General features: G+C 66.6%; 26 protein-coding genes. 13 read left to right on the forward strand and 13 right to left on the reverse strand.

Going from position 1 to position 20,715, the window contains the following annotated elements; translation table 11 throughout:
• The first annotated feature begins 42 nt into the window (after positions 1-42).
• From CXZ10_RS17505 to CXZ10_RS17515, 3 genes are all read left to right on the forward strand, one after another.
• On the forward strand, positions 43-333 hold the full coding sequence (locus CXZ10_RS17505; protein WP_101290658.1) for a type II toxin-antitoxin system TacA family antitoxin: 291 nt from the start codon (positions 43-45) through the stop codon (positions 331-333).
• Positions 326-835: a GNAT family N-acetyltransferase gene (locus CXZ10_RS17510; RefSeq protein ID WP_342212727.1), complete on the forward strand. Its 510-nt coding sequence runs from the start codon at positions 326-328 to the stop codon at positions 833-835. Before CXZ10_RS17505 ends, CXZ10_RS17510 begins: the two co-directional genes overlap by 8 nt.
• 656 nt (positions 836-1,491) lie before the next feature.
• Positions 1,492-3,597, forward strand: a complete 2,106-nt coding sequence (locus tag CXZ10_RS17515) for a methyl-accepting chemotaxis protein (protein ID WP_101290659.1) — start codon at positions 1,492-1,494, stop codon at positions 3,595-3,597.
• A 980-nt stretch (positions 3,598-4,577) separates the two neighbouring features.
• Here CXZ10_RS17515 and CXZ10_RS17520 read toward each other — a convergent pair.
• Both CXZ10_RS17520 and CXZ10_RS17525 read right to left on the reverse strand, forming a co-directional pair.
• Positions 4,578-5,021: an SRPBCC family protein gene (locus tag CXZ10_RS17520; protein ID WP_101290660.1), complete on the reverse strand. Its 444-nt coding sequence runs from the start codon at positions 5,019-5,021 to the stop codon at positions 4,578-4,580.
• A 132-nt stretch (positions 5,022-5,153) separates the two neighbouring features.
• The gene (locus CXZ10_RS17525; RefSeq protein ID WP_101290661.1) at positions 5,154-6,305 is read right to left on the reverse strand and encodes a DJ-1/PfpI family protein; all 1,152 of its coding nucleotides are present in this window, start codon (positions 6,303-6,305) and stop codon (positions 5,154-5,156) included.
• Between the two features lie 105 nt (positions 6,306-6,410).
• Between CXZ10_RS17525 and CXZ10_RS17530 the strand changes: the two genes are divergently transcribed.
• Both CXZ10_RS17530 and CXZ10_RS17535 read left to right on the forward strand, forming a co-directional pair.
• Positions 6,411-7,382: a GlxA family transcriptional regulator gene (locus tag CXZ10_RS17530; RefSeq protein ID WP_101290662.1), complete on the forward strand. Its 972-nt coding sequence runs from the start codon at positions 6,411-6,413 to the stop codon at positions 7,380-7,382.
• Positions 7,383-7,455: 73 nt separating this feature from the next.
• Positions 7,456-7,749, forward strand: coding sequence for a DUF1330 domain-containing protein (locus tag CXZ10_RS17535; protein ID WP_101290663.1), 294 nt, complete (start codon positions 7,456-7,458; stop codon positions 7,747-7,749).
• Between the two features lie 6 nt (positions 7,750-7,755).
• Here the strand turns inward: CXZ10_RS17535 and CXZ10_RS17540 are convergent, their stop codons facing one another.
• The 3 genes from CXZ10_RS17540 to CXZ10_RS17550 all read right to left on the reverse strand — a co-directional run bounded on the left by CXZ10_RS17540 (position 7,756) and on the right by CXZ10_RS17550 (position 9,869).
• Positions 7,756-8,340, reverse strand: a complete 585-nt coding sequence (locus CXZ10_RS17540) for an RES family NAD+ phosphorylase (protein WP_101290664.1) — start codon at positions 8,338-8,340, stop codon at positions 7,756-7,758.
• Positions 8,337-8,864: a hypothetical protein gene (locus CXZ10_RS17545; protein WP_101290665.1), complete on the reverse strand. Its 528-nt coding sequence runs from the start codon at positions 8,862-8,864 to the stop codon at positions 8,337-8,339. The genes CXZ10_RS17540 and CXZ10_RS17545 overlap by 4 nt, the downstream gene beginning before the upstream one ends.
• Positions 8,865-8,948: 84 nt before the next feature.
• A complete protein-coding gene (locus CXZ10_RS17550) occupies positions 8,949-9,869 on the reverse strand; it encodes a LysR family transcriptional regulator (protein WP_101290666.1) in 921 nt (306 codons plus the stop codon).
• Positions 9,870-9,972: 103 nt separating this feature from the next.
• On the opposite strand from CXZ10_RS17550, the gene CXZ10_RS17555 reads away from it, so the two are divergent.
• The 4 genes from CXZ10_RS17555 (at position 9,973) to def (ending at position 12,320) form a co-directional block, all read left to right on the forward strand.
• Entirely contained in the window at positions 9,973-10,521 is a 549-nt protein-coding gene (locus CXZ10_RS17555; protein ID WP_180336059.1) for a hypothetical protein, read from the forward strand.
• Positions 10,461-10,760: an Atu4866 domain-containing protein gene (locus tag CXZ10_RS17560; protein ID WP_342212728.1), complete on the forward strand. Its 300-nt coding sequence runs from the start codon at positions 10,461-10,463 to the stop codon at positions 10,758-10,760. Before CXZ10_RS17555 ends, CXZ10_RS17560 begins: the two co-directional genes overlap by 61 nt.
• Before the next feature lie 129 nt (positions 10,761-10,889).
• Positions 10,890-11,429 (forward strand): AAA family ATPase, encoded by a 540-nt coding sequence (locus tag CXZ10_RS17565; RefSeq protein ID WP_101290668.1) that lies wholly within the window; start codon positions 10,890-10,892, stop codon positions 11,427-11,429.
• 285 nt (positions 11,430-11,714) lie between these two features.
• Complete coding sequence (gene def, locus CXZ10_RS17570; protein ID WP_180336060.1) at positions 11,715-12,320, forward strand: peptide deformylase; 606 nt, start codon at positions 11,715-11,717, stop codon at positions 12,318-12,320.
• A gap of 79 nt (positions 12,321-12,399) precedes the next feature.
• Here the strand turns inward: def and CXZ10_RS17575 are convergent, their stop codons facing one another.
• Positions 12,400-12,798: a VOC family protein gene (locus CXZ10_RS17575; RefSeq protein WP_101290670.1), complete on the reverse strand. Its 399-nt coding sequence runs from the start codon at positions 12,796-12,798 to the stop codon at positions 12,400-12,402.
• 90 nt (positions 12,799-12,888) lie between these two features.
• Between CXZ10_RS17575 and CXZ10_RS17580 the strand changes: the two genes are divergently transcribed.
• Positions 12,889-13,500, forward strand: coding sequence for a TetR/AcrR family transcriptional regulator (locus CXZ10_RS17580; protein WP_101290671.1), 612 nt, complete (start codon positions 12,889-12,891; stop codon positions 13,498-13,500).
• A 45-nt stretch (positions 13,501-13,545) separates the two neighbouring features.
• Here the strand turns inward: CXZ10_RS17580 and CXZ10_RS17585 are convergent, their stop codons facing one another.
• Positions 13,546-14,031: a hypothetical protein gene (locus CXZ10_RS17585; RefSeq protein ID WP_101290672.1), complete on the reverse strand. Its 486-nt coding sequence runs from the start codon at positions 14,029-14,031 to the stop codon at positions 13,546-13,548.
• 32 nt (positions 14,032-14,063) lie between these two features.
• Complete coding sequence (locus CXZ10_RS17590; RefSeq protein WP_101290673.1) at positions 14,064-14,651, reverse strand: TetR/AcrR family transcriptional regulator; 588 nt, start codon at positions 14,649-14,651, stop codon at positions 14,064-14,066.
• A gap of 162 nt (positions 14,652-14,813) precedes the next feature.
• On the opposite strand from CXZ10_RS17590, the gene CXZ10_RS17595 reads away from it, so the two are divergent.
• Positions 14,814-15,056, forward strand: a complete 243-nt coding sequence (locus tag CXZ10_RS17595) for a hypothetical protein (RefSeq protein WP_101290674.1) — start codon at positions 14,814-14,816, stop codon at positions 15,054-15,056.
• A 25-nt stretch (positions 15,057-15,081) separates the two neighbouring features.
• On the opposite strand, the gene CXZ10_RS17600 is transcribed toward CXZ10_RS17595, so the two are convergent.
• The 3 genes from CXZ10_RS17600 to CXZ10_RS17610 all read right to left on the reverse strand — a co-directional run bounded on the left by CXZ10_RS17600 (position 15,082) and on the right by CXZ10_RS17610 (position 17,758).
• Positions 15,082-15,990 carry a nucleotidyl transferase AbiEii/AbiGii toxin family protein gene (locus tag CXZ10_RS17600; RefSeq protein WP_101290675.1) on the reverse strand — a complete coding sequence of 303 codons (909 nt, stop codon included), beginning with the start codon at positions 15,988-15,990 and terminating at the stop codon, positions 15,082-15,084.
• The gene (locus tag CXZ10_RS17605; protein ID WP_101290676.1) at positions 15,977-16,762 is read right to left on the reverse strand and encodes a type IV toxin-antitoxin system AbiEi family antitoxin domain-containing protein; all 786 of its coding nucleotides are present in this window, start codon (positions 16,760-16,762) and stop codon (positions 15,977-15,979) included. The genes CXZ10_RS17600 and CXZ10_RS17605 overlap by 14 nt, the downstream gene beginning before the upstream one ends.
• Positions 16,763-16,861: 99 nt before the next feature.
• Entirely contained in the window at positions 16,862-17,758 is an 897-nt protein-coding gene (locus CXZ10_RS17610) for a LysR family transcriptional regulator (RefSeq protein ID WP_101290700.1), read from the reverse strand.
• A 107-nt stretch (positions 17,759-17,865) separates the two neighbouring features.
• On the opposite strand from CXZ10_RS17610, the gene CXZ10_RS17615 reads away from it, so the two are divergent.
• Positions 17,866-18,720, forward strand: a complete 855-nt coding sequence (locus CXZ10_RS17615) for a DODA-type extradiol aromatic ring-opening family dioxygenase (RefSeq protein WP_101290701.1) — start codon at positions 17,866-17,868, stop codon at positions 18,718-18,720.
• Between the two features lie 19 nt (positions 18,721-18,739).
• A complete protein-coding gene (locus CXZ10_RS17620) occupies positions 18,740-19,126 on the forward strand; it encodes a DoxX family protein (RefSeq protein ID WP_101290677.1) in 387 nt (128 codons plus the stop codon).
• Positions 19,127-19,695: 569 nt separating this feature from the next.
• On the opposite strand, the gene CXZ10_RS17625 is transcribed toward CXZ10_RS17620, so the two are convergent.
• Positions 19,696-19,932: a thioredoxin family protein gene (locus CXZ10_RS17625; RefSeq protein ID WP_101290678.1), complete on the reverse strand. Its 237-nt coding sequence runs from the start codon at positions 19,930-19,932 to the stop codon at positions 19,696-19,698.
• An 11-nt stretch (positions 19,933-19,943) separates the two neighbouring features.
• Positions 19,944-20,711 carry a pyrroline-5-carboxylate reductase family protein gene (locus tag CXZ10_RS17630; RefSeq protein ID WP_101290679.1) on the reverse strand — a complete coding sequence of 256 codons (768 nt, stop codon included), beginning with the start codon at positions 20,709-20,711 and terminating at the stop codon, positions 19,944-19,946.
• Positions 20,712-20,715 lie beyond the last annotated feature (4 nt).

The following is a 20,715-nucleotide window of genomic DNA, read 5'->3' on the forward strand; positions in this document are numbered from 1 at the left end:
AGATTGTGTTGACCTTGTCAACACAGCGGGGCATAAGAAGGCATGTCCAAGCCGCAAGCCACCGCCGACGTGAACATCCATCTGCGCGCCCGCCCGCAGGATCGGGTGCTGATCGACAGGGCCGCCGAGCTGGTCGGCGCCAACCGGTCGCAGTTCATGCTGGCTTCCGCCATCAAGGAGGCCAAGGCGGTACTGCTCGACCAGACCTCGGTCTACATGGATGCTCCCGCCTTCCGGAAAACCCTCGACTGGATGGACGCTCCCGTCACGCCCGAGGAAGCGGAGGGGATGAAGCGCCTGATGGCGGCCCGGACCGACTGGTCCCGTGACTGACGGCGGCTTTCCGTTCACGGCGCCCGCGCTGCTCGCCGACGACCACGACACCGGCGCCTTCCAGTCGGGCGAGCCCAGCCTCGACGACTGGCTGCGCGGCCGTGCGCTTGCCAACATGGCGCTCGGCGCCAGCCGCACCTTCGTGTCCTGTCAGACCGGAAGCCGGCGCGTCGTCGGTTTCTACGCCCTCGCCATGGGACAGATCCTCAATCAGGAGGCCATCGGTTCGGTCCGGCGCAACATGCCCCGGTTCATTCCGGCGGTCGTGCTCGGCCGCCTCGCGGTCGACGCGGCGTGGCAAGGCAGGGGGCTCGGCGCCGCGCTGATGAAGGGCGCCGTGCTGCGCTCGCTCCGGGCCGCCGAGGACGTGTCGGCCCGGCTCGTGGTGGTCCATGCCATCTCGCCGGATGCCGAAGCCTTCTACCTGCGGCACGGCTTCAAACGCTTGCCAGTCGATGCGCCGACGCTGGCGCTCGATCTCCTGAAGCTCGCGCGGCTGTAGCCAGCTTTTTTGACGACGCTACTTTGGTCGCAAGGGGATGACGGGTTGGCGACGGCGGGGCAGAGGCTGGCGGGGAGGCGGTGTGGGTGCTGCGCGGCGGCCGGCGACCGCCCCTCATGTAGGGCGATCATGTAACCCGTTACATTTTCCCAATATCGATTTAGTTCGGCTGGGGCGCGGATATCAATAGATCGGCGGAACCCTTGGCAACGTTGCAAATGGTCTTGGGCGGTGGCGAAAGACGATCTGGCCGTTCATCCTGCATCAAGTTGGGAAAAACGACGCCCTGCCGCGAAACGTGTGGCGTTTTCTGGCGTCTGTCAGCAGTGGTTGCAAGAACATCTACCCATCAGGGCGGAGAATCCATGCTCTTCCATTGGTTGAGCCTTCACGAAGACTGCAAGCGAAAGATATGGTATTTTCTATAAATTGGTGATCGGGTCGCCGATGTAAATTAGGAAAACCAATTTCTATTACAGGTCGCTCCAGTTATTACTTAAGAAACTTTTCAATAGTTCAGCCCCACCATTTCCATATGTTGCGCCGGAGCCCCGGGGATCGTCAGGATCGGAAAGGGTTGCGCGGCGAAGATCGCGGGCGTTCGCTTGACGACAGGATCTCCCGGTCCGGCCGGCGGATGCTTTCGGGAGGGCAAATTGAGCAAGTTTCTAAGTCGCTTCAGCCTCGGGACCGTGCTGGGCTTTTTCACGCTCCTCATCTGCGTCACGGTGATCGGCCTCAGCGCCAAGCTGATGCTGTCGAGCTATTCATCCTGGCAGACGGCGCGCTCGGTGACGGCGCTGACCAACCAGAATGTCGCCGTGTTCACCGCCCTGCAGGCGCTGCGCCTCGAGCGGGTGGACACCGACACGGCGCTGCGCCTGCCGGCCGACAAGGCGGCCACCTTCCTCAAGAGCGTCGCGGAGTATCGCGGGAGCGTCGACGGCAACATGGCCAAGGTGGCGGCCGAGCCGCTTGCCGATTTCCCCGGCTGGAAGGAGACGTCCGACACCGTCACCTCCGCCTACGACACCATGAAGGCGCTCAGGGCCAGTGCCGATGCCAATCTCGCCAAGGCGCCGGAAGCGCGCGATGCTGACTTCCTCAAGGGCTACATGAAGGCGAGCGCCGGCATTCTGACCGTCTATGAAACCGCTTCCAAACAGCTCGACGCCGAGATCCGCCGCCGCGATCCGGCGAGCGGCGAGCTGCTGCTGACCAAGCAGATGGCCTGGACCGCCCGCATGGTGTCGGGCACGCCGGCCGTGCTGCTGCAGGGCGCGCTGGCCGCCGGCAAGCCCCTGGCGCCGCCCGAGGCGCGGGCCATCGTCGCCGGCCGGGCGCAGGCGGAGATCGCCTGGGCCAGCATGAAGGAAATGGCCCGCACGCAGGGCCTCGGCCCCGACTTCGACCGCGCGGTGACGGTGGCCGACGAGGCCTATTTCGCCGGTCCCTTCAACGACGCCTATGTCAAGGCGCTGGACGACCTTTCGGCCGGTGGCACACCGACGCTGACCTTCGACGCCTTCAAGGCCGAGATCACCGTGGCGCTCGGCAAGATCGCCACCGTCGCCAACGCCGTGCTCGACGTGGCGCTCGACCGGGCCGACGCGGCGGCAAGCCGCCAGTTCGCCCTGTTCCTCACCTATGCGGCGCTGATGGCGGCGGCGACGGCCCTCTCCGCCGTGAGCTATCTCGTGGTGCGGCGGCATGTCGTCCGCCCGCTCAATGAGATGACCCAGGCGATGTCGGCCCTTGCCGACAACGACCTTTCCATCGCCATTCCCGGCGCCGGCCGGGGCGACGAGATCGGCGCCATGTCCTCGGCCGTGGGCTTCTTCAAGGACAAGCTGGTCCACAACCGGGAGCTTGAGCAGCAAGTGGCGGCCGAGAAGGCCAAGGCGGAGGAAAACCGCCGGGCCGTCATGGCGCAGATGGCCGATGACTTCGAGGCGGCCGTGGGCAGCGTGGTGGGCGCCGTGTCCACCGCCTCGCACCAGCTTCAGGGCGCCGCCCAGACCATGTCGGCGACCGCCGAGGAGACGACGCATCAGTCGACGGCGGTGGCCGCCGCCGCCGAGCAGGCTTCCGCCAACGTGCAGACGGTGGCCTCGGCCGCCGAGGAACTGGCGGCGTCGGTGGGCGAGATCGGCCAGCGGGTGCAGCATTCGGCGCAGATCGCCGGCGAGGCGGCCAAGGAAGCCGACGCCGTGGCCGCCAAGGTGGGGCGGCTTGCCGAGGCGGCCCAGAAGATCGGCGACATCGTCGGCCTGATCACCAACATCGCCGGACAGACCAACCTCCTCGCCCTCAACGCCACCATCGAGGCGGCGCGGGCCGGCGAGATGGGCAAGGGCTTCGCGGTGGTGGCCTCGGAGGTGAAGTCGCTGGCCGATCAGACCGCCAAGGCGACGCAGGAGATCGCCCGGCAGATCGAGGAGATCCAGGGTTCGACCATGGAGTCGGCCTCGGCCATCGGCACCATCACCACCACCATCCGCGAGATGAATGCCATCGCCACCGCCATCGCCGCGGCGGTGGAGGAGCAGGGCGTCTCCACCAACGAGATCGCCCGCAACGTCCAGCAGGCTTCGGCCGGCACCAGCGAGGTGTCCACCAACATCGTCGGCGTGACGCGCGCCGCCTCGGAAAGCTCCGCCGCCTCCACCCAGGTGCTGGCCTCGGCTTCGGAGTTGAGCCGCCAGTCGGCAAGGCTGGGGGAGGAAGTCAGCCGCTTCCTCTCCACCGTCCGGGCGGCCTAGCGGCCTGACCGAAAATTCTACTGGGGCGGGCATCTAGCTTAGAGCGCTGCGCTTCCGGTGCTCACGGGCCTTAAGCCCGCTCCGCTCCGGTTCTCGCGCTCGTCGCCAAGGGCATCCGCCCGAAAAGTTGCAGACTTTTCGGGCCAAGCGGATGCCCAGGGATGCCGCGCCCCAGCGAATTTCGCCTCAGGCCGCAGGAGCCCTACGAAGGAGAGCGTGATATTGGCCGATTACCCCACCGTCCTGAGGTCCTGCGCCTAAAGCGCAGGATGACAGCTTGATAGTGAGGGGCGAGCCGCCAACGAACTGATTCCTCTATATAAATCTGTCATCCTTGCGAAAGCGAGGACCTCGGGCCGAAAAGGGCGAGGGGGATATATAGGGCTCCCCAGTGAAGGGGAGCGTGATATCGGCGGCTCGCCTTCTCGTCCTGAGGTCCTCGCCTTCGCGGGGATGACAATTAATTGATATGAAACAATAAGTTAGTGCGTCTGCTCGCCGCCGGGCGGGCTGTCTCCCGCTTCCATCAAGCTGTCATCCTGGCGAAGGCCAGGACTTCAGGCAGAAGAGGGCGAGGGATATGTATAGGGCTCCCCTCGTTGAAGGGAGTCCGATACTGGCCGCCGCGCCTTCTCGTCCTGAGGTCCCCGCCTTCGGGGAGATGACAGGAAAGTGATATATAACAGGCGGTTAGCACGTCGCGTGATACCCGCTGCCGCTGCGCTGCAAGACGCGGCTCCCGCTTCCATCAGGCTGTCATCCTGGCGAAGGCCGCTTGAATTCGCCTGCGAATTCAAGGTGGAGCTCAGGCCGAAGAGGGCGAGGGGGGACATATAAGGCTTCTCTCGTTGAAGGGAGTCCGATACTAGCCGCCGCGCCTTCTCGTCCTGAGGTCCCCGCTTTCGCGGGGATGACAGGAAAGTGATATAAAACAACAAGCTGGCTTGCCGCTCGATATCGGCCCAACCCCTCTCGCCGCCTCACTCGGTGATCTCGGGTTCCACCAGTTTGGCGAGTTTGCGGAGGGATTCCTGCCAGCCGAGATAGCAGGCTTCGCGGGGGATGATGTCGGGGATGCCCTGCTGGACGATGGTGACGTCGGTGCCGACCGACACGGCGGTGAGGCTCACCGTCACGGTCATTTCGCCGGGCAGGCCGGGGTCGTCGAAGCTGTCGGTGTAGACCAGCCGCTCGCCAGGGACGAGTTCCTGATAGGTGCCGCCGAAGGAATGGCTGGCGCCGGTGGTGAAGTTGCGGAAGGACATGCGGTGCCCGCCGCCGACGGTCGGGTTGAACTCGTGCACGGTGCAGGTGAAGCCGTTGGGCGGCAGCCAGCTCGCCAGCGCGTCGGGCTCGACGAAGGCGCGGTAGATCTTGTCCGGCTTGGCGGTGAAGACGCGGTGGAGTTTCACAGTGCTGGTCATGATCGTTCCTCCCAGAAGATCGATGCTTGGGCGGGCGCCCTTGGCGCTAGGCCATATGTGTTTCCCCTCATGCCGACCTTACCATAGCCGGCGACCGGACGGGACCCGCCGATCGGCCTGTTTCGACCGCCGTCAGGGAGCAGCCCCCGGCCGCGGATACTCGAGCTGCATCGCCACGACGGCCGCCGTCCGCTCGCCGTAGCGCTCGCCGATGGTCCGGAGCACCTCGTCGAGGGCGCGGGCCGGCGGCAGGCCGGGGACGGTCGAGACAGGGTGCCCGGCCGGCCAATCCGCCGCGTCGGGGATGAGGCGCAGGCCGTTGGCGGTCATCACCTCCGGCGCCGGGGCGAAGGAGACCACGCCGGAGCGATAGGTGCGCGACCAGGCATCGGCCGTGAGCGCCAGCGACACCTCGTCCATCCCCGGCGTGAGGCCGATTCCGAAGGTCTCGTGGCGCCAGACGGCGGCCCGGTTGGCCAGCACCGTGGTGGCGAAGGGACGGGTCAGCCCGAAGGCCCCGCTCACGTGCCGGCTGTCCCAGCTCTCAAGGCCGAGCTCGCGGGCGACGCCCTCCGCCTTGGCCGGACCGGCGATCGCCTCGATGAGCGTCAGCATCGTCGGCAGGGAGGCGGTGATGCCGGTGGTGGTGGTGACGCGGCCGTCGGTGACCCAGCGGCGGTCGGCGACATATTGGATGGTCGGGCTCCGGTCGAGCATCTCGCCGAGATAATACCAGTGGGTCGTGGCGCGGCGGCCGTCGAGAAGGCCCGCCGCGCCGACCACCTTGCCGCCGGCGCAGACGCCGATGATCCGCGCGCCCTTCTCGGCCTGCTGGCGCAGCCAGGCCAGCATGGCGGGGTCGTCGTCGCGGCTCATGGCGGGGACGATGACATAGTCGGCCCCGTCGGGGTGGGCGGCGTCGAACCGGTCGATGGTCGCGTCGGGCTCGACCTTCAGCGCCGGGTAGAGCTGCACCGGGCCGGGGCCGGTCGCCAGCATCACCACGTCGGCGATGTCGGCCCGTCTCAGGATGCCGGCGGGCACCAGGTAATCGGTGGTCTCGGTGGCGTCGTTGAGGCCGGCTACGGCGATGAGCGGCCGCGCGCGCCGGCTGGGGCCCAGAGCCTTCGTCGCGGCATCCTGTTCCGCCTCAAGCACCGGCGGCGCCTCGGCCACCGCCGCCCCGGAGGGCAGGCTGGCCACCCAGCCGGCGAAGCCCAAGAGCGCAACGAGCGCGAGCAAGGCAAGGGCGATGCCGCTGCGTATCAAGCTTTTCCTCGACATGCGATCTCTCCCAGGATGAGGGCCGTGGTGAGGGCGACCGTGAGGATCGATGGTTAGCACCGCTCATCTGTGGCGGGAATGACAAAAAGGCGCTAATTTCTGCCAATGCATCAGGTTGGCTTCATCGTCTATCCCGGCTTCGAGCTGCTCGACCTCTCCGGGCCGGCCTCGGTTCTGAGCGGCGCCAACCGCGCCGCCGCAGGGCGCGGGCTTGAGCCCTTCTATGAGGTCGCGGTCGCCTCGGCGACGGGCGGCGCGGTCGCGAGCAGCGGCGGCATCGCCGTGGACACGGTGGCGATCAACCGGCTCATGGCCGAGGCGCCGCGAACCCTGCTGATCGTCGGGGCCGAGCGCGAGCCGCTGCTGGCGGCCGTGGCCGATGCCGCGCTCCGGGCGGCCATCCCCCGCCTCGCGGCGGCGGCGGAGCGCTTCGGCTCGATCTGTTCCGGCGGCTTCCTGCTGGCGGCGCTGGGGCTGTTCGACGGCCGTCGCGTCGCCACCCATTGGGACTCCTGCGCGCCGCTCGCCGCCGCCTTCCCGAAGGTGGAGGTAGATGCCGAGGCGCTCTATGTCGTCGACGGCGCGCTCTGGACCTCGGCCGGCATGACGACCGGCATCGACATGACCTTGGCCATGGTCGCCCGCGATCTCGGGGCGGCCGTGGCCGGCGAGGTCGCCAAGCGCATGGTGCTCTATGCCCGGCGCCCCGGCTACCAGTCGCAGTTCAGCCCGGTTCTGACGGCCCAGGTGAAGGCAGGCAGCCCGTTCGCCGAGCTGATCGGCTGGGTGCAGGCCAACCTCGCGCAGCCGCTCGACGTGTCGTCGCTCGCCGGCCGGGCCGGCATGAGCGAGCGCACCTTCCATCGCCGGTTCGTGGCGGCCACCGGCCTCACGCCGGCGCGCTTCATCGAGACCGCCCGCCTCGACGCGGCGCGCATGCTGCTGTCGCGCGGCCTGCCGCTGAAATCGGTGGCGGCCGAGGTCGGCCTCTCCCCCGCCGCGCGCCTGTCCGACGCCTTCGAGCGGCGGTTCGGCATAGCGCCAAGGCTGTTCCGCGACATGCATGCGGAGCTGTAAGCAACTCCGGCAAATGGATGGATGGCCGGCAGCGCCGCGCCGGTTGGTGTAGAAGGATGCGGGGACAACCGACATGACCGCCTATTTCGTCGCCCAGATCCGCATCGACGACCCGGCCGAATACCAGCGCTATCTCGACGCCTGCGACCCGGTGTTCGCCCGCTTCAACGGCGAGTATCTCGCCGTCGATCCCTCGCCGACCGTGTTGGAGGGCGCGTGGCCCTACACCCGCTCGGTGCTGATCCGCTTCCCCTCCGAAGCCGACCTCCTCGCCTGGTACAACTCGCCCGACTACAGGGAAATCGTCGTCCACCGCCTCGCCGGCGCCAAATGCGACAGCATCCTGCTGCATGGGAGGGATGGGTAGGGGTGGTCAGGCAACACCGAGCTTGTACTTGTCCATCAGTTTCCAGAACCAGTCGACGTCGAGGTTCGGTACCCGGCTGTCTTCGATCACCGCCGAGGATGCCCGGTCGAAGATCGCGTAGCAGATTTCCGCGTCGTCATGACGGCTGCGGTAGGCGATGCCGTCGAAGTTCCATGGATGGGCGTGGATAGCCTTGGACCATGCCTGCGCTGCCGTGTAGGGCAGTCCGGAGTGGGTTACCTCCGCCGTGGCGCCGAGCCGCGACAATCCGGGGCCGTGCAGCTCGACGAGCCTGAGATCGCGCGTTGCCTTGAGGCGGACGTAGGCTCTCGCCTCGATGAAATCGAGGCCGAGGGTCGTCTGGCCCGGCGATCTCAGGAACACCTCGGCGAAGGCCCCATCCACCGTCTCGGCCGCGTAGAATACGCCGTAGCTGCCTTCAGGTGCGTTGAAGCGTCCGGCATCCGTCGGGTCGTAGAAAATGGGATCGAAGGCGGCCTTGTGGAACCGATGGAGGAGCATTCCCGCCGCAAGGTACCGGATGGCCGGCTCGCGCCTGTCGATGTCGGCGGGCGGCAGCGGACCGCTCAAGATCCCATTTCGCCGTAGCGCCTCGCGGCCTCGACGACGAGATCGACGTTGCCCTCCTTCAGCACGTCGATCGGCTTGCGGCCATCGAGCAGCGCGTCCGGCTGGATCATGAAGTTGAACACCGCCCAGGGGCTCCGGGTGGGCAGGGCGTCCTGCACGGCCTTCAGGCCGGGAACGGGCCGGCCGTCGCTCAGGAACTGAGCCGTCGGATAGCGGTGGTCGTCGCCGGGGCCGGGCACCGCCAGCAGGTGGCCGTCCTGAACCTTCTTGTTCACCGCCTGACGCGTGATGCCGTTCAGCAGCATCCGGACTTCGCTGAGCGTGTAGGTGCCGCCATTGGCCTTGAGATCGGCCTGCGCCTGCAGCTTGCCGCGCAGGATGGCCTTCGCCCGCGCGTCGGGTTCGTAGGCTGCGCTGGACTCGTGGAACCCGTCAGCTTGGAGTTCGCCGGTCGCCCTTTCGGCTCCTATCCGGTCGGCTCTCGGCGGTCCGGTTGTGGAAAAGGTACTCAAGCTTTTTTTCATGCCGGGTCTCCCTGGTTCTCAATATGGGTGAGAACGAGATTGTTTGTCAACTTCGACAATGAAGACAACTTAGGCAACCATGCCTCATGTCCGCCGCGTCGCCTGTATCTCCCCTGCCGCGTTGGTGGCTTTCACGTGGTCGATGAGGGCGCGCAGCTTCGGCGGCATGTTGCGGCGGTTGGGGAAGTAGAGGTGGAAGCCCGGGAAGGGGGGCAGGTAGGCGTCGAGCAGGGAGACCAGGGCGCCGCTCTCGATGTGCGGGCGGAAGGTCTCCTCGGTGGCGAAGGTGATGCCGGCGCCGGCCAGCGCCAAGCGCAGCATGAAGCGGAGGTCGTTGGTGGTGATCTCGGGCTCGACGGCCACGCTGAACGGCACGCCGTTCTCCTCGAACTCCCAGCGGTGGGGCGCCACGTCGGGCGCGCGGCGCCAGCCGATGCAGCGGTGGCGCACGAGGTCGCGCGGATGGTCGGGCGCGCCGTGGGCGGCGACATAGGCCGGCGCGGCGACGACGGCCTCGCGCACCGGCCCGCCGAGCGGCACGGCGATCATGTCCTGTTCGATGACCTCGCCGAGGCGGACGCCGGCGTCGAAGCCCTCGGCCACGATGTCGAACTCGTCGTCGGTGACGGTGACATCCACGACCACCTCCGGATGGGCGGCGGCAAAGCTCGCCACCAGCGGGCCGGAGAGAAAGGGCTCGGCGATGGAGGTGACGGCGATCTTCAGCCTGCCGCGCGGAGCGCCCGCGGCGCCGACGCCCTCCAGCGCCTGGGCGATGTCGGACATCGGCCGGCTGAGCGCCTCGTAAAGTTCGGTGCCCGCCTCGGTGAGGCGCACCGAGCGGGTGGTGCGGGTGACGAGGCTCGCCCCGAAGCCGTCTTCGAGCCGCCGCATGCCCTGGCTGACCGCCGAGCGGGTGACGCCGAGGCGATCGGCGGCGGCGCGGAAGTTCCTCTCCTCGGCGACGGCGAGAAACAGCGGCAGGAGGTTGTAGTCGAGTGTCATTGTCCAGCCTTGCTAACCAAAGCGTCCAGCACTCGACAGCTACACGCAACGGCGGTGGCCGTCCATCTTCAAGGCGTCATCAACGCATGAAGGGACCACGCACATGAAAGCCCTGATCATCGCCGCGAGCCTCATGGCGCTCGTCCAGCCGGCCGCCGCCCAAAGCTGCCCGACGGAGGGCGAGGGCGCACCGCTCACGCTCCACAAGGCCTGGATCATGGAGGGATGGGAGCGCCGGGCGGGCGACCCGCCCTTCGTCTTCGCCGAGAAGATGAAGCGCTACTATGACCTTGCCTCGCCGCGCGGCGTCTTCTACGACAACTTCGCCCCCGGCCCGACGCAGCTCTTCGACAATGCCGCCGTCTACGGCGCCAATTGGCAGGACCTGCAGAACAACGCCCGCTCGGTGCGGCACGCGCTGACCGGCGGCGACGACCAGATCGCCGGCGATGACGTGGCCTCCACCACCCTTGGCTTGGTCGGCACGCTCACCCGTCTCAACGGCGAGGTGCTGGCCTTCGACGCGCGCTCGCAGATCGGCTGGGCCTGCACGGCCGAGGGCTGGAAGATCCGCCAGGAGATGAACTATGCCTGGCCGGTGGAGCCTCACACCATCGCCCCTTTCTACCAGACGACGGAGAGCGCCCGATGAGCGAGGCCAGCCATCCCTATGCCGGCCTCTGGGTGACCGACGACGGCCGCATCCGCCATGAACTGCTGCCGAACGGGCGCTATGTCGAGGCTCGCGGCAGCCGCGAGCGGGCCTATGAGGGCCGCTATGAGGTGAGGGGCGATCACATCGACTACTGGGACGACACCGGCTTCACCGCCGACGGCGACTTCATCGACGGCGTGCTCCACCACGCCGGCATGGTGCTCCGCAGGCGGTAGGGAGGGGCGCCAGCCCTTGCCGGCCGTCGCCCGTCAGGTTACCTTGATCCGGTGCCAGGCGATGCTCCCCGCGAATGACGGGCGGCGGCCGGCGCAGCTCCCCCTTCAAAGCTGAAACGAGGATGGCACATGTGTGACCATTTGTTTGTCGTGACCGGCGGCCCCGGCGCGGGCAAGAGCACGTTGATCGAGGCGCTTGCGCGGCGCGGCGTCGGCACCATGCCGGAGGCCGGGCGGGCGATCATCCGCGACCAGGTGGCGATCGGCGGGGCGGCGCTCCCCTGGGGCGACCGGGCGCTCTACACCGAGCTGATGCTGGGCTGGGAATTGAGATCCTATCACGAGGCCGAGGCGATGGCCGGGCCGGTGGTGCTGGATCGCGGCATTCCAGACGTCGCCGGATATCTCACGCTGATCGGGTTTGAGGTGCCCGATCATGTGGAGGCGGCGGCGCGGCGGTTCCGCTACAACCGCAAGGTCTTCCTCGCCCCCTATTGGGAGGCGATCTTCACGGGGGACGCCGAAAGGAAGCAGGACAAGGCCGAGGCCGAAGCGACGGCGCGGACGGTGGCGGCCACCTATGTTCGGCTGGGCTATGAGCTGGTGGAACTGCCGCTCGCCGGTGTGGAGGCGCGGGCGGATTTCGTGATGGGGTGGGTGGGGAGGTAGGGGGCGTCCGGCTATTGGAGCCCTATATCGGCCGTCCGCTTTATTCTGCCTGAGGTCCTCGCCTGCGCGAGGATGACAGTTAATTGATATAGAACAACTAGATAGCGCAGAGCTCTTCGCTCGACGTTCGGTCTCCCATTTCTATCACGCTGTCATCCTCGCGAAGGCGAGGACCTCAGGACGAGAAAGTGCGAGGGTTGTATCAGGCTCCCTTGGCTTGCCTGTGGTGCCCCAGGCCGTTCTTGGTCAGTATGGCGGACGATGAGGGATGAGGGAATCGCTGCAATGGCTGAGAACCAATCTTCTGATGTCGGGCGCGCGTCGATCGTCACCGGCAGCCGGGTGACGTTGCGGATCGAGGCGTCGGTGCTGCGCATGGTGGCGCGGCCGGTGCCGGAGGCGATGTTCGGGACGGAGACGCTGCGCCGGCTCGTCGAGGAAATGTGGATGTGCATGATCGAGGCCGGTGGCGTCGGCATCGCAGCGCCGCAGGTGGGCATATCCTGGCGGCTGTTCATCGCCTCGGCGGCCGGCATCCTGCCGTCGACGGTGTTCGTCAACCCGGAGGTGGAGTATTTCGGCGAACCCACGGTGCTGGGCGAGGAGGGTTGCCTCAGCATTCCCGGCTGGCGGTCGTCACGCGTTCCGCGCCACCCCAAGGTGAGCGTGCGCTACCGCGACATGGATGGCGGGACGCACGAGGCGACCTATGAGGGCCTCGCGGCGCGCATCGTCCAGCACGAGTTCGATCATCTCAATGGCCGCCTGTTCATCGATCTCGACGAGGCGCCGGTGGCCGACAGCGCGCTCAAGCGGCGGGTGGCGCGGGCGATGGCGGAGATGGACGAGCGGCTGCGGGCGGCGGGGGAGGATGAGGATAGCGGAGCGTGATATCGGCCGATCGTTGCATTCTGACTGAGGTCCTGCGCCTGAAGCGCAGGATGACGGCCTGACAGTGAGGCGCGCCGGTTCACCGCCCGCCGAAGCGCTCCGTCGCCGCCTCGCTCACCGGCATGAACAGCGACACCGCCGTGCCCTCGGGATCGCGGAACTGGAAGGTCTTGTTGCCCCAGGGCATGGTTCGCAAGTCGTGGATCAGCGGCACCTTGTCCTTCAGGCGGGCATAGTCGGCGTCGATGTCCTCGACTCGGAATTCCAGGATGGCCGTGCGATTATGCCCCGGCTCGGCAGCGCCCGGTTGCCACAGGGCGACCGTCTCGGCGGCGCCGATGGCCAGCGTGCCCCTGGGCGTGACGATCTCGGCAAACACCGGCGCCAGCCAGTCGGCCGTGAGGCCGGTCACCATTTCGTAGAAGGAAACCATGGCCTTGATGTCCTGGGCGATCAGACGCGTGGAGGCGAATTTCATGGGGGTCTCCTCGGATGGGCGGGGGGCGCGTGCTTGCTTTAATGCTACGATACGGTATCGTAGCATAAATGTCGAGAGCATCTGACAATCATGCGCAAGAAGACCAGTTCGGAGCAAACCGCGGCCCCCGTCGAGGCCGGCCAGGCGGCCCCTGTCACGGATGACAGGGTGCGGCGCTCCAAGGCGGCGGTGCTGGCGGTCACGGCGGACCTGTTGTTCGAGCGCGGCTATTCCGGCGTCAGCGTCGACGAGATCGCCCGGCGCTCGGGCGTGGCGAAAACCACCATCTACCGGCACTGGCCAAACCGGGCCGACCTGTTGCGCGACGCCTGCGCCCACGTCGGCACGCCGCTGACGACGCCCGACCTCGGCAGCCTCCGGGGCGATCTCACCGCGCTGATGGCGGATTTCAGTCAGATGCTGACGACGGCGCGCTGGACCTCCGTCCTGCCGTCGATCATCGACGCCGGCGAGCGGGATGCCGAGATGGCGGAGATGTATCGCCGGCTGCAGCAGGGCTATTCGGCGCCGTTCGAGACGGTGATCCGGCGCGGCATGGCGCGGGGCGAGCTGCCGGCGGAGACGGATGTTCCCGCCTTGGTGGCCGCCCTGACCGGCCCGCTGTTCTACCGCCGCTGGTTCTCGCGTGAGCCGCTGACCGAGGGATTCGTGAGGGAGATCATCCGGATCGCGCTGGGGTAGGGGATGGCTTGCCTGCGCCGCCTCATCACCCTTTCGATCCTCGTTTCACTCCGCTCGGACGATGCCCTGACGGCGGAGGTGGAGCATCTGGGCGGTGAGGCCGAGCAGGAGGGTTGCCAGAAGGCCGGCCTGGGCGCCGATCAGGAGCGGCGAGCCGAGATCGGTGACGAAGGGGTGGCCGTCGGGCACGCGGCGCAGGATCTCGGTGACGGTGGGCAGCATCAGGAGGAAGGCCGTCAGGCTGAGGAAGATGGTTTCGAGATAATGCCCCAGGCGATGAAGGGGCAGGCGGCCGACGCCATAGCCGGCGATCAGCAGCGCCAGCGTCGCCGCGCCGATCACGTAGCTCACCGGCTCGCGCGCCACCAGGAATACCGTGCCGGCGCCCACCAGCATGAAGGCGAAATAGGCGACGCCGGGCGCCGAGCGCGGCACGATCCGCCCATAACGCGCGAACATGTAGACGGCCAGCGGGATGGCGGGCAGGCTGCCGAGGGTGTGAACCCAGCCGATGGGGGAAATGCCGAACATTTCAGTCTCCAGTTCTGGTCAGGCGGGGAAGCTCAGGGGTGGGGCGCGCTCAGCCGCTCGATCAGCGGCTGGGTGACGGCGGCGAAGGCCTGGGGATCGCCATAGGCCCGGGCCGACAGCATGGCGCCGTGGACGGTGGCCATGAACGTCTCGGCCTCGGCCTGGGCGGTGCCGGAGAGGCGGATCGTTCCATCGGCGGCGCCGCGCTCCATGACGGAGGCGAGCCAGGCCGAGAAGCTGCGGAAATAGGCCCTGACCTCCAGCGCCACCTCGGGCGGCAGGGCGGGCATTTCGCTGGCCAGCAACGCGCAGATGCAGAAGGGACGGGTGCCGTCGGCAATGCAGGCCTGCCAATAGGCGGCGTAGCCGCGCAATAGATCGAGCGGCGGCGTCCCGCGCCGCTCCTCTCCGGCGATCGCCGCCTCGACGTCCTCGCGATAGCGGGCGACGAGGGTGCGCACCAGATCGACCTTGCTCGGGAAGTGGTGGTGGATGCTGGCCTTGCGGATGCCGACGACGTCGGCGATGTCGGCATAGCTGAAGCCGTTGTAGCCGCTCGTGACGATCAGCGAACGGGCGCAGGCGAGAATGTGGTCGGAGGTGTTTGAAACTTGGCTCATGGGAGTTGTCTACCTTCTAGTAGGTAGTTTGTCAAGCGGGCGGGGAGGCGAGCGAGTGGTTACCCTCGAAGAGCTCTGGCTAGACGGACGAGAAAGCACTAGAAAGTTGCACGACCGCCGGCATCGGGCGGCGACGTTGCATTTGATCGGGAGATTTCGAGCATGAAAAGGCTTCTGTCCATGGCGCTGCTCGTCGTCGTCGCGCTCGCCGTCACTCTCGGCTGGCGCTGGTACGGCTATGTAAGCAACACGGACAGCCCCTATGACGAGGTGGGCATCGAGCTCAACAGCCGCATGCCGCTGCCGCTGCGCCAGTGGGGCTGCGGCAAGCTGAAAGCGACCTTCGGCGCCGTGCTGCCTCCGTACGGATGCGGCGGCGAGGACGGGAAGACGTGGATCGAGTGAGATAGCCGGGCCGGATTTTCCCGCTTCACTCCAGCGAGGATCGCAGCGAGGCGACCAAGGTCGCGCGCTGATCCGGCCTGAGTTTGTCGAGGTTGCGTTGCCGCCAGCGCACGGCGGGAAGGTCTGCGACATGGTCGATGGTCAGCAAGGACCAGTCGGGTTCGCCTTGCTCGAAGCCGATCAGAAACGCGCGATGATGGTTCGGCATCCTGCCGATCAGCCCGTCCAGCATGGACTGCCGGGCTTCGATGAGGTCATCGAGAGATATCGGCTCCGCGGTCATGCCGTCGAAGCCGTTTCGGTATTCGCCCTCCAGATCCTTGAGGCGGCCCGAAAGCACTTCGCCCATCGGTCGATGGTGGCTGATGAGATAGACGATGAAGGCCTCGCGTAGCTTGTCGGTGAGCCCTTCATTTTCCAGCAGCCCTCGCACATCGAACAGATCACGCGGGTGCTGACGATCCAGTGCCGCAACCAGCTTGCCGGCAAAGAGATCTTCAAAGGAAACGACGCTGGTTTCCGCAAAGCCGAATGTCTCTTCCACCGCCTCGGCGACCGAGACCGTCGAGGGATCGTGGACCACGCCGCGCAACACGGGCGAGACTTCGATCTTCACCTGGGTTCGCTCGGCCGACACAAGAAGGCGGAGGACGGCGCCGTCATGGATGCTTTCGGCCACATGCGCACCGGGGAGGGCAATCACTGCCGCCGCCTTGATGCGCTTCATGGCGGCGTCGATATCGGCCAACGCTTTCGGCCTGTCGTGCATCGGCAGATACATGAGGTCGATGTCGACCGAGAGGCGTGGCAGGTTGCGCAGAAACAGGTTGATGGCCGTGCCGCCCTTGAGGGCGAAGCAAGGTTCATTCGCCACGAGTGGGATGAGCCGCATGAGCAGCCGCACCTGGGCCTGATACTGGTCACGAAACGGCATCGAGATCCCCGGGGACGGTGATCAAATAGACCGGATCGAGCCTGCCGCCGGGGACGAGCGCGCGCTTCCCCTTTCCGAGGTCGATGACGGCCTTGTCGAGGTGCTTGAGCCAGGCATGGCGATGCCGATCGGCGAAGAAGAAGAACAGGCGCTTCACCTTGATGCTGCGGCAGTCGACGAGCAGCTTTTGCAGCCGTCGCGGGCTGAAGTTGGCGGCGCCCTGCATGATCATGTCCGCCTGATGGAAGCTTTCATGACGCGGCAGTTCGTCAAGCATTTCGAGATAGGCGCGCTCGGGCCGGGAAAGGGTCAGGGGCCAGTCCCATTGCCCCCATCTTAAGCTGTCGATGCCGTAAGCGACGGGGTCGTTACGGAACAGGGCAGTGCTGTTGCGGTAGACGAAGCGTTGGGGAAGGTCGAGCTTCTGCAACCACGTGGGCGGCTTTTCGCGACCGTAAAGGTATACAGCTTTCGTCTCTTGCGCGAGGTAATGGGCAAAGCCCTGTAGTTCGAGCGCCGTACGTCCGCCGACGATGAAAGCGGAGCGCAGAAGCAGCGTCTGCAGCGATATGACAACCTGCTGCCATCTCAACTCGCCGCGTGGCTTCTTGTAGACGCCACGCACCGGCTGCTCCAGCCAGCCGGCCCTGACGTAATAGGCGCGCAGATTGCTGGCAATGCCATGCTCGTCCAGCCAGGCGGCATCGACAACCAACCCTTCGGGCAGGTCTTTCGCAAGCTGGTTTAACAAGGACGCGCTTTGCTCAGCCATGTTGAGTATTTTAGATGAGAGTCAAACCAGCCGCAAGTTTGAACAAGCGCCGGAAAACTCAATTGGATTGAGTGAAATGGACGATCCTCAAACCAGATATCACTTTCCCCGCGCGCTCTCCGTCATCAGATCCACGAACGTCCGCACCTTGGCCGAGAGATACTTCCGGCTGGGGTAGACGGCGTAGAGGGTGGCGGCGAAGGTGGCGGTTTGCGGCAGCAGCAGTTCGAGGCGGCCGGCGTCGAGGTCGGCGGCCACCATCCAGGTGGGCAGGAAGACCATGCCCATGCCCGCGAGCGCCGCGAGGTGGAGCACCGTTTCGTTTTCGCTCTGCATCACCGTGCGGACGGGGATCTTGCGCGGCCGGCCGTCCGCGTCGGTGAGCGACAGGCTGTCGGCCGAACCGATGCCGCTGTAGCGCAGGAGGGCGTGGCCGGCGAGCGCGTCGATGTCGGCGGGGCGGCCGGTGCGGTCGAGATAGGCGGGTGCGGCCATCAGGTGGAAGGCGATCTCCATGATGGGGCGGGCGACGAGGCCGGGGTCCAGCCGGTCGGGCACGGTGGCGCGCAGCGCCAGGTCGAAGCCCTCATCGACCAGATTGACGATGCGGCCGGAGAGGTGGAGGTCGAGGCAGACGTCGGGGTAGCGGCGGTTGTAGTCGGCCATGCGCGCGACGAAGGGGGCGCTCGCCACCCACACCGGCGCGCTGAGCTTGAGGGTGCCGCGCGGCGCCAGCGTGGCGTTGCCGATGGCCGCCTCCACCTCGTCGAGCCCCTCCAGCATCTGCCGCGCCTGGGCGAAATAGAGCGCGCCCGCCTCGGTGAGGCTGACGCGCCGGCTGGTGCGGTTGAGAAGGCGGCTGCCGAGCCGCTGTTCGAGCTGGGAGACGTGCTTGCTCGCCATGGCCGGCGAGATGGCGAGGCGGTCGGCGGCGGCGGTGAAGCTCTTGAGTTCGGCCACAGTGCAGAACAGGCGAAGGCTGACCAGCGTGTCCATGATCATCAACCCCTGATCATCAACATTGGGGAAATGGTTCTTCAATAATCGGCAGATTGATCCACGCTGCGGCAAGGATCAAGCTCTGGGTTAACGAAGGAAGGACGATCCCGATGTCTCGCCTGCCCACCTATTTCATCAGCCATGGTGGCGGCCCATGGCCCTACATGACCGGCGCGTTCCGCCGCAACTTCGACGTGCTGGAGCAATCGCTCGTCGACATGCGCCATGAGCTCGTCGACAAGCCCAAGGCCATCCTGGTGATCTCGGGCCATTGGGAGACCGGCGGCTTTGCCATCTCCTCGGGCGTCAAGCCGGGCATGGTCTACGACTATCACGGCTTTCCGGATTACCTCTACCACATCGCCTACAATGCGCCGGGGTCGCCGGAGCTCGCCGGCCGCGTGCGGCAGATCCTCGGCGAGGCCGGCATCGACGCCGCGCTCGACCCGACGCGCGGCTTCGACCACGGCACCTTCTCCATCCTGAAGCCGCTCTATCCGGACGAGGACGTGCCGGTGGTGCAGCTCTCCCTGCATGCGAGCCTCGACCCGGCGCTGCACCTCGCGGTGGGCCGGGCGCTGGCTCCCTTGCGCGATGAGGGCGTGCTGATCGTCGGCAGCGGCCTCAGCTATCACAACCTCCAGGCCATGCGCGGCAGCGGCGGATACGAGCCATCGCGCCGTTTCGACGCCTGGCTCAGGGAAACGCTGGCCGAGGCCGGCAAGGAGCGTTCGGCACGGCTCACCCAGTGGGAGAAGGCGCCGGCCGCCCGCGCCGCCCATCCGCGCGAGGATCACCTGATCCCCCTGATGGTGGTGGTGGGCGCGGCCGAAGGCGAGGCAGGCGCCGTCACCTATCACCAGGAGGATTTCTTTGGCGGTTTGACCGCCTCCAGTTTCAGATTTGGACAAGTTCCCGCCACGGCTGACTCAACGACCGCTGACCGCCTGACCGCCTGACCCAAGAAGGAGATATGACATGGATACCGCCGCCTGGGCCCCGCGTGGGCTCGCCGTTCTGCGCATCATGACCGCGCTTCTGTTCCTCGAGCACGCCACGGTGAAGTTCCTGGGCTTCCCGACGTCGATGGGCGACGGCCCGCTGCCGCCGCTGATCATCGCCGCCGGCGTCATCGAGGTGGTGACGTCGCTGATGATCATCGCCGGCTTCTACACCCGCGCCGCCGCCTTCATCGCCTCCGGCCAGATGGCCGTCGCCTATTTCATGGCCCACGCGCCGCAGAGCTTCTGGCCGCTGCTCAACGGTGGCGAATCCGCCATCCTCTTCTGCTTCGTCTTCCTCTACATCGCCGTCGCCGGCCCCGGAGCGTGGGCGGTGGATACGTCTCGCCGCGTTGTGGTGTGAGGTATAGGGTTTGAAAAAGGAAGGGGCGCTGCCTGCGTGGCGGCGCCCTTTTTGCGTTTGAGTTGGGAGCGTGATATCGGCGGCTTGCTCTACCGTCCTGAGGTCCTGGCCTTCGCCAGGATGACAGGAGAATGATATAAAACAAAGAGATAGCGTAGAGCTCTTCGCTCGACGTCGGGTCTCCCATTTCTATCAAGCTGTCATCCTGCGCTTTAGGCGCAGGACCTCGGGACGAGAAGATGCTGGGGGATGTATCGGGCTCCCAGCGTGTTTGGAGCGCGATATCGGCGGCTTACTCTACCGTCCTGAGGTCCTGGCCTTCGCCAGGATGACAGGAGAATGATATAAAACAAAGAGATAGCGTAGAGCTCTTCGCTCGACGTCGGGTCTCCCATTTCTATCAAGCTGTCATCCTGTGCTTTAGGCGCAGGACCTCGGGACGAGAAGATGCTGGGGGATGTATCAGGCGCCCAGCGTACTTGGAGCGTGATATCGGCGGCGAGTTCCATCCTGCCGGAGGTCCTCGCTTTCGCAAGGATGACAACCTGATAGTAACGCCGCCCAGCCGCTCACCCCCGCAGCCAGCCATCCACATCCGCCGCTTTCGGCAGGCCGCCGGCGTGGACGACTTTGCCGTCGATGACCACGCCGGGCGTGGCGGCGATGCCGTAGCCGGCGATGGCGGCGTAGTCGGTGATCTTTTCGAGGGTGATGGCGACGCCGAGCCGGTCGGCCTCCGCCTTCACGAGGTCGGCGGTTTTCTGGCAGGTGGGGCAGCCGGAGCCGAGAACCTTGATGTCCTTCATGATCTTCCCTTTCAGGCGGTGAGTTTCTGGAACAATGGGATCAGCCGGTCGCGATAGGCGGCGAGGACCACCGGCTCCTCGGCGGAGAGCGGTTTCACCGGCACCAGGTCCATCACGTCGTCGGCGGTGAGCCCTGAGTCGAACAGGGTGGAGACGGCGCCATCCGCCATGGCGGCGATCGCCCGGCGGGCCGCCGCCTGCGTCAGGCCGAACTCCACGGCGAGGCGTTCGAGCTCCTGGAGCTGGAACCAGAGATAGGTCGGCCCCATGGCGGAGATCAGCGCATAGGCCTCGATGGTGGATTCATCGACGACCGGGCAGTCGCCGAGCGGTTCCATCAGGGTCAGCAGCGCCTGGCGGTCGGCATCGGTGAGGCCGGCCGAGAAGGCGATGGGGTTGTAGCCCTGGCCGACGATGCTGGGCGCGTTGGGGTTCTGGCGGGCGAGGCGCGCGAAGCCGCCGAGGAGATTGGCGAGGGCGGCGAACTTGAGCTTGGGTGCCAGCGACAGGACGATGGTGCCGGGCTTGAGGTGGGGTTTGACGGCGGGCAGCACCTCCGCGAGCACCGGCGGATGCAGGCCGATGATGACGAGATCGGCGGCGGCCGCCTCGGCGAGGTTGCCGGCCTTCACCCGAGGCGCGATGGCGGCGAGGCGGGAGGCCCGGTCGGCGCTCAAGTCGTGGACGACGACGGCCTCGGGCAGGGCGCCGGCCCTTTTCCAGCCTTCCAGCATGATGCGGGCAATGCGTCCGGCACCGATGAATCCGATGGTTTTCATGGCG

The sequence above is a fragment of the Pleomorphomonas diazotrophica genome (genome assembly GCF_002844595.1).
In the GTDB taxonomy this organism is placed as follows: Bacteria; Pseudomonadota; Alphaproteobacteria; order Rhizobiales; family Pleomorphomonadaceae; genus Pleomorphomonas; species Pleomorphomonas diazotrophica.

Excerpts from the sequence above, each read along its gene's own strand:
- CXZ10_RS17505 (WP_101290658.1), top strand. The coding sequence starts at position 43 with ATGTCCAAGCCGCAAGCCACCGCCGACGTGAACATCCATCTGCGCGCC.
- CXZ10_RS17520 (WP_101290660.1), bottom strand. The coding sequence starts at position 5,021 with ATGACCAGCACTGTGAAACTCCACCGCGTCTTCACCGCCAAGCCGGAC.
- CXZ10_RS17525 (WP_101290661.1), bottom strand. The coding sequence starts at position 6,305 with ATGTCGAGGAAAAGCTTGATACGCAGCGGCATCGCCCTTGCCTTGCTC.
- CXZ10_RS17530 (WP_101290662.1), top strand. The coding sequence starts at position 6,411 with ATGCATCAGGTTGGCTTCATCGTCTATCCCGGCTTCGAGCTGCTCGAC.
- CXZ10_RS17535 (WP_101290663.1), top strand. The coding sequence starts at position 7,456 with ATGACCGCCTATTTCGTCGCCCAGATCCGCATCGACGACCCGGCCGAA.
- CXZ10_RS17545 (WP_101290665.1), bottom strand. The coding sequence starts at position 8,864 with ATGAAAAAAAGCTTGAGTACCTTTTCCACAACCGGACCGCCGAGAGCC.
- CXZ10_RS17550 (WP_101290666.1), bottom strand. The coding sequence starts at position 9,869 with ATGACACTCGACTACAACCTCCTGCCGCTGTTTCTCGCCGTCGCCGAG.
- CXZ10_RS17555 (WP_180336059.1), top strand. The coding sequence starts at position 9,973 with ATGAAAGCCCTGATCATCGCCGCGAGCCTCATGGCGCTCGTCCAGCCG.
- CXZ10_RS17565 (WP_101290668.1), top strand. The coding sequence starts at position 10,890 with ATGTGTGACCATTTGTTTGTCGTGACCGGCGGCCCCGGCGCGGGCAAG.
- def (WP_180336060.1), top strand. The coding sequence starts at position 11,715 with ATGGCTGAGAACCAATCTTCTGATGTCGGGCGCGCGTCGATCGTCACC.
- CXZ10_RS17575 (WP_101290670.1), bottom strand. The coding sequence starts at position 12,798 with ATGAAATTCGCCTCCACGCGTCTGATCGCCCAGGACATCAAGGCCATG.
- CXZ10_RS17580 (WP_101290671.1), top strand. The coding sequence starts at position 12,889 with ATGCGCAAGAAGACCAGTTCGGAGCAAACCGCGGCCCCCGTCGAGGCC.
- CXZ10_RS17585 (WP_101290672.1), bottom strand. The coding sequence starts at position 14,031 with ATGTTCGGCATTTCCCCCATCGGCTGGGTTCACACCCTCGGCAGCCTG.
- CXZ10_RS17590 (WP_101290673.1), bottom strand. The coding sequence starts at position 14,651 with ATGAGCCAAGTTTCAAACACCTCCGACCACATTCTCGCCTGCGCCCGT.
- CXZ10_RS17595 (WP_101290674.1), top strand. The coding sequence starts at position 14,814 with ATGAAAAGGCTTCTGTCCATGGCGCTGCTCGTCGTCGTCGCGCTCGCC.
- CXZ10_RS17600 (WP_101290675.1), bottom strand. The coding sequence starts at position 15,990 with ATGCCGTTTCGTGACCAGTATCAGGCCCAGGTGCGGCTGCTCATGCGG.
- CXZ10_RS17605 (WP_101290676.1), bottom strand. The coding sequence starts at position 16,762 with ATGGCTGAGCAAAGCGCGTCCTTGTTAAACCAGCTTGCGAAAGACCTG.
- CXZ10_RS17610 (WP_101290700.1), bottom strand. The coding sequence starts at position 17,758 with ATGGACACGCTGGTCAGCCTTCGCCTGTTCTGCACTGTGGCCGAACTC.
- CXZ10_RS17620 (WP_101290677.1), top strand. The coding sequence starts at position 18,740 with ATGGATACCGCCGCCTGGGCCCCGCGTGGGCTCGCCGTTCTGCGCATC.
- CXZ10_RS17625 (WP_101290678.1), bottom strand. The coding sequence starts at position 19,932 with ATGAAGGACATCAAGGTTCTCGGCTCCGGCTGCCCCACCTGCCAGAAA.
- CXZ10_RS17630 (WP_101290679.1), bottom strand. The coding sequence starts at position 20,711 with ATGAAAACCATCGGATTCATCGGTGCCGGACGCATTGCCCGCATCATG.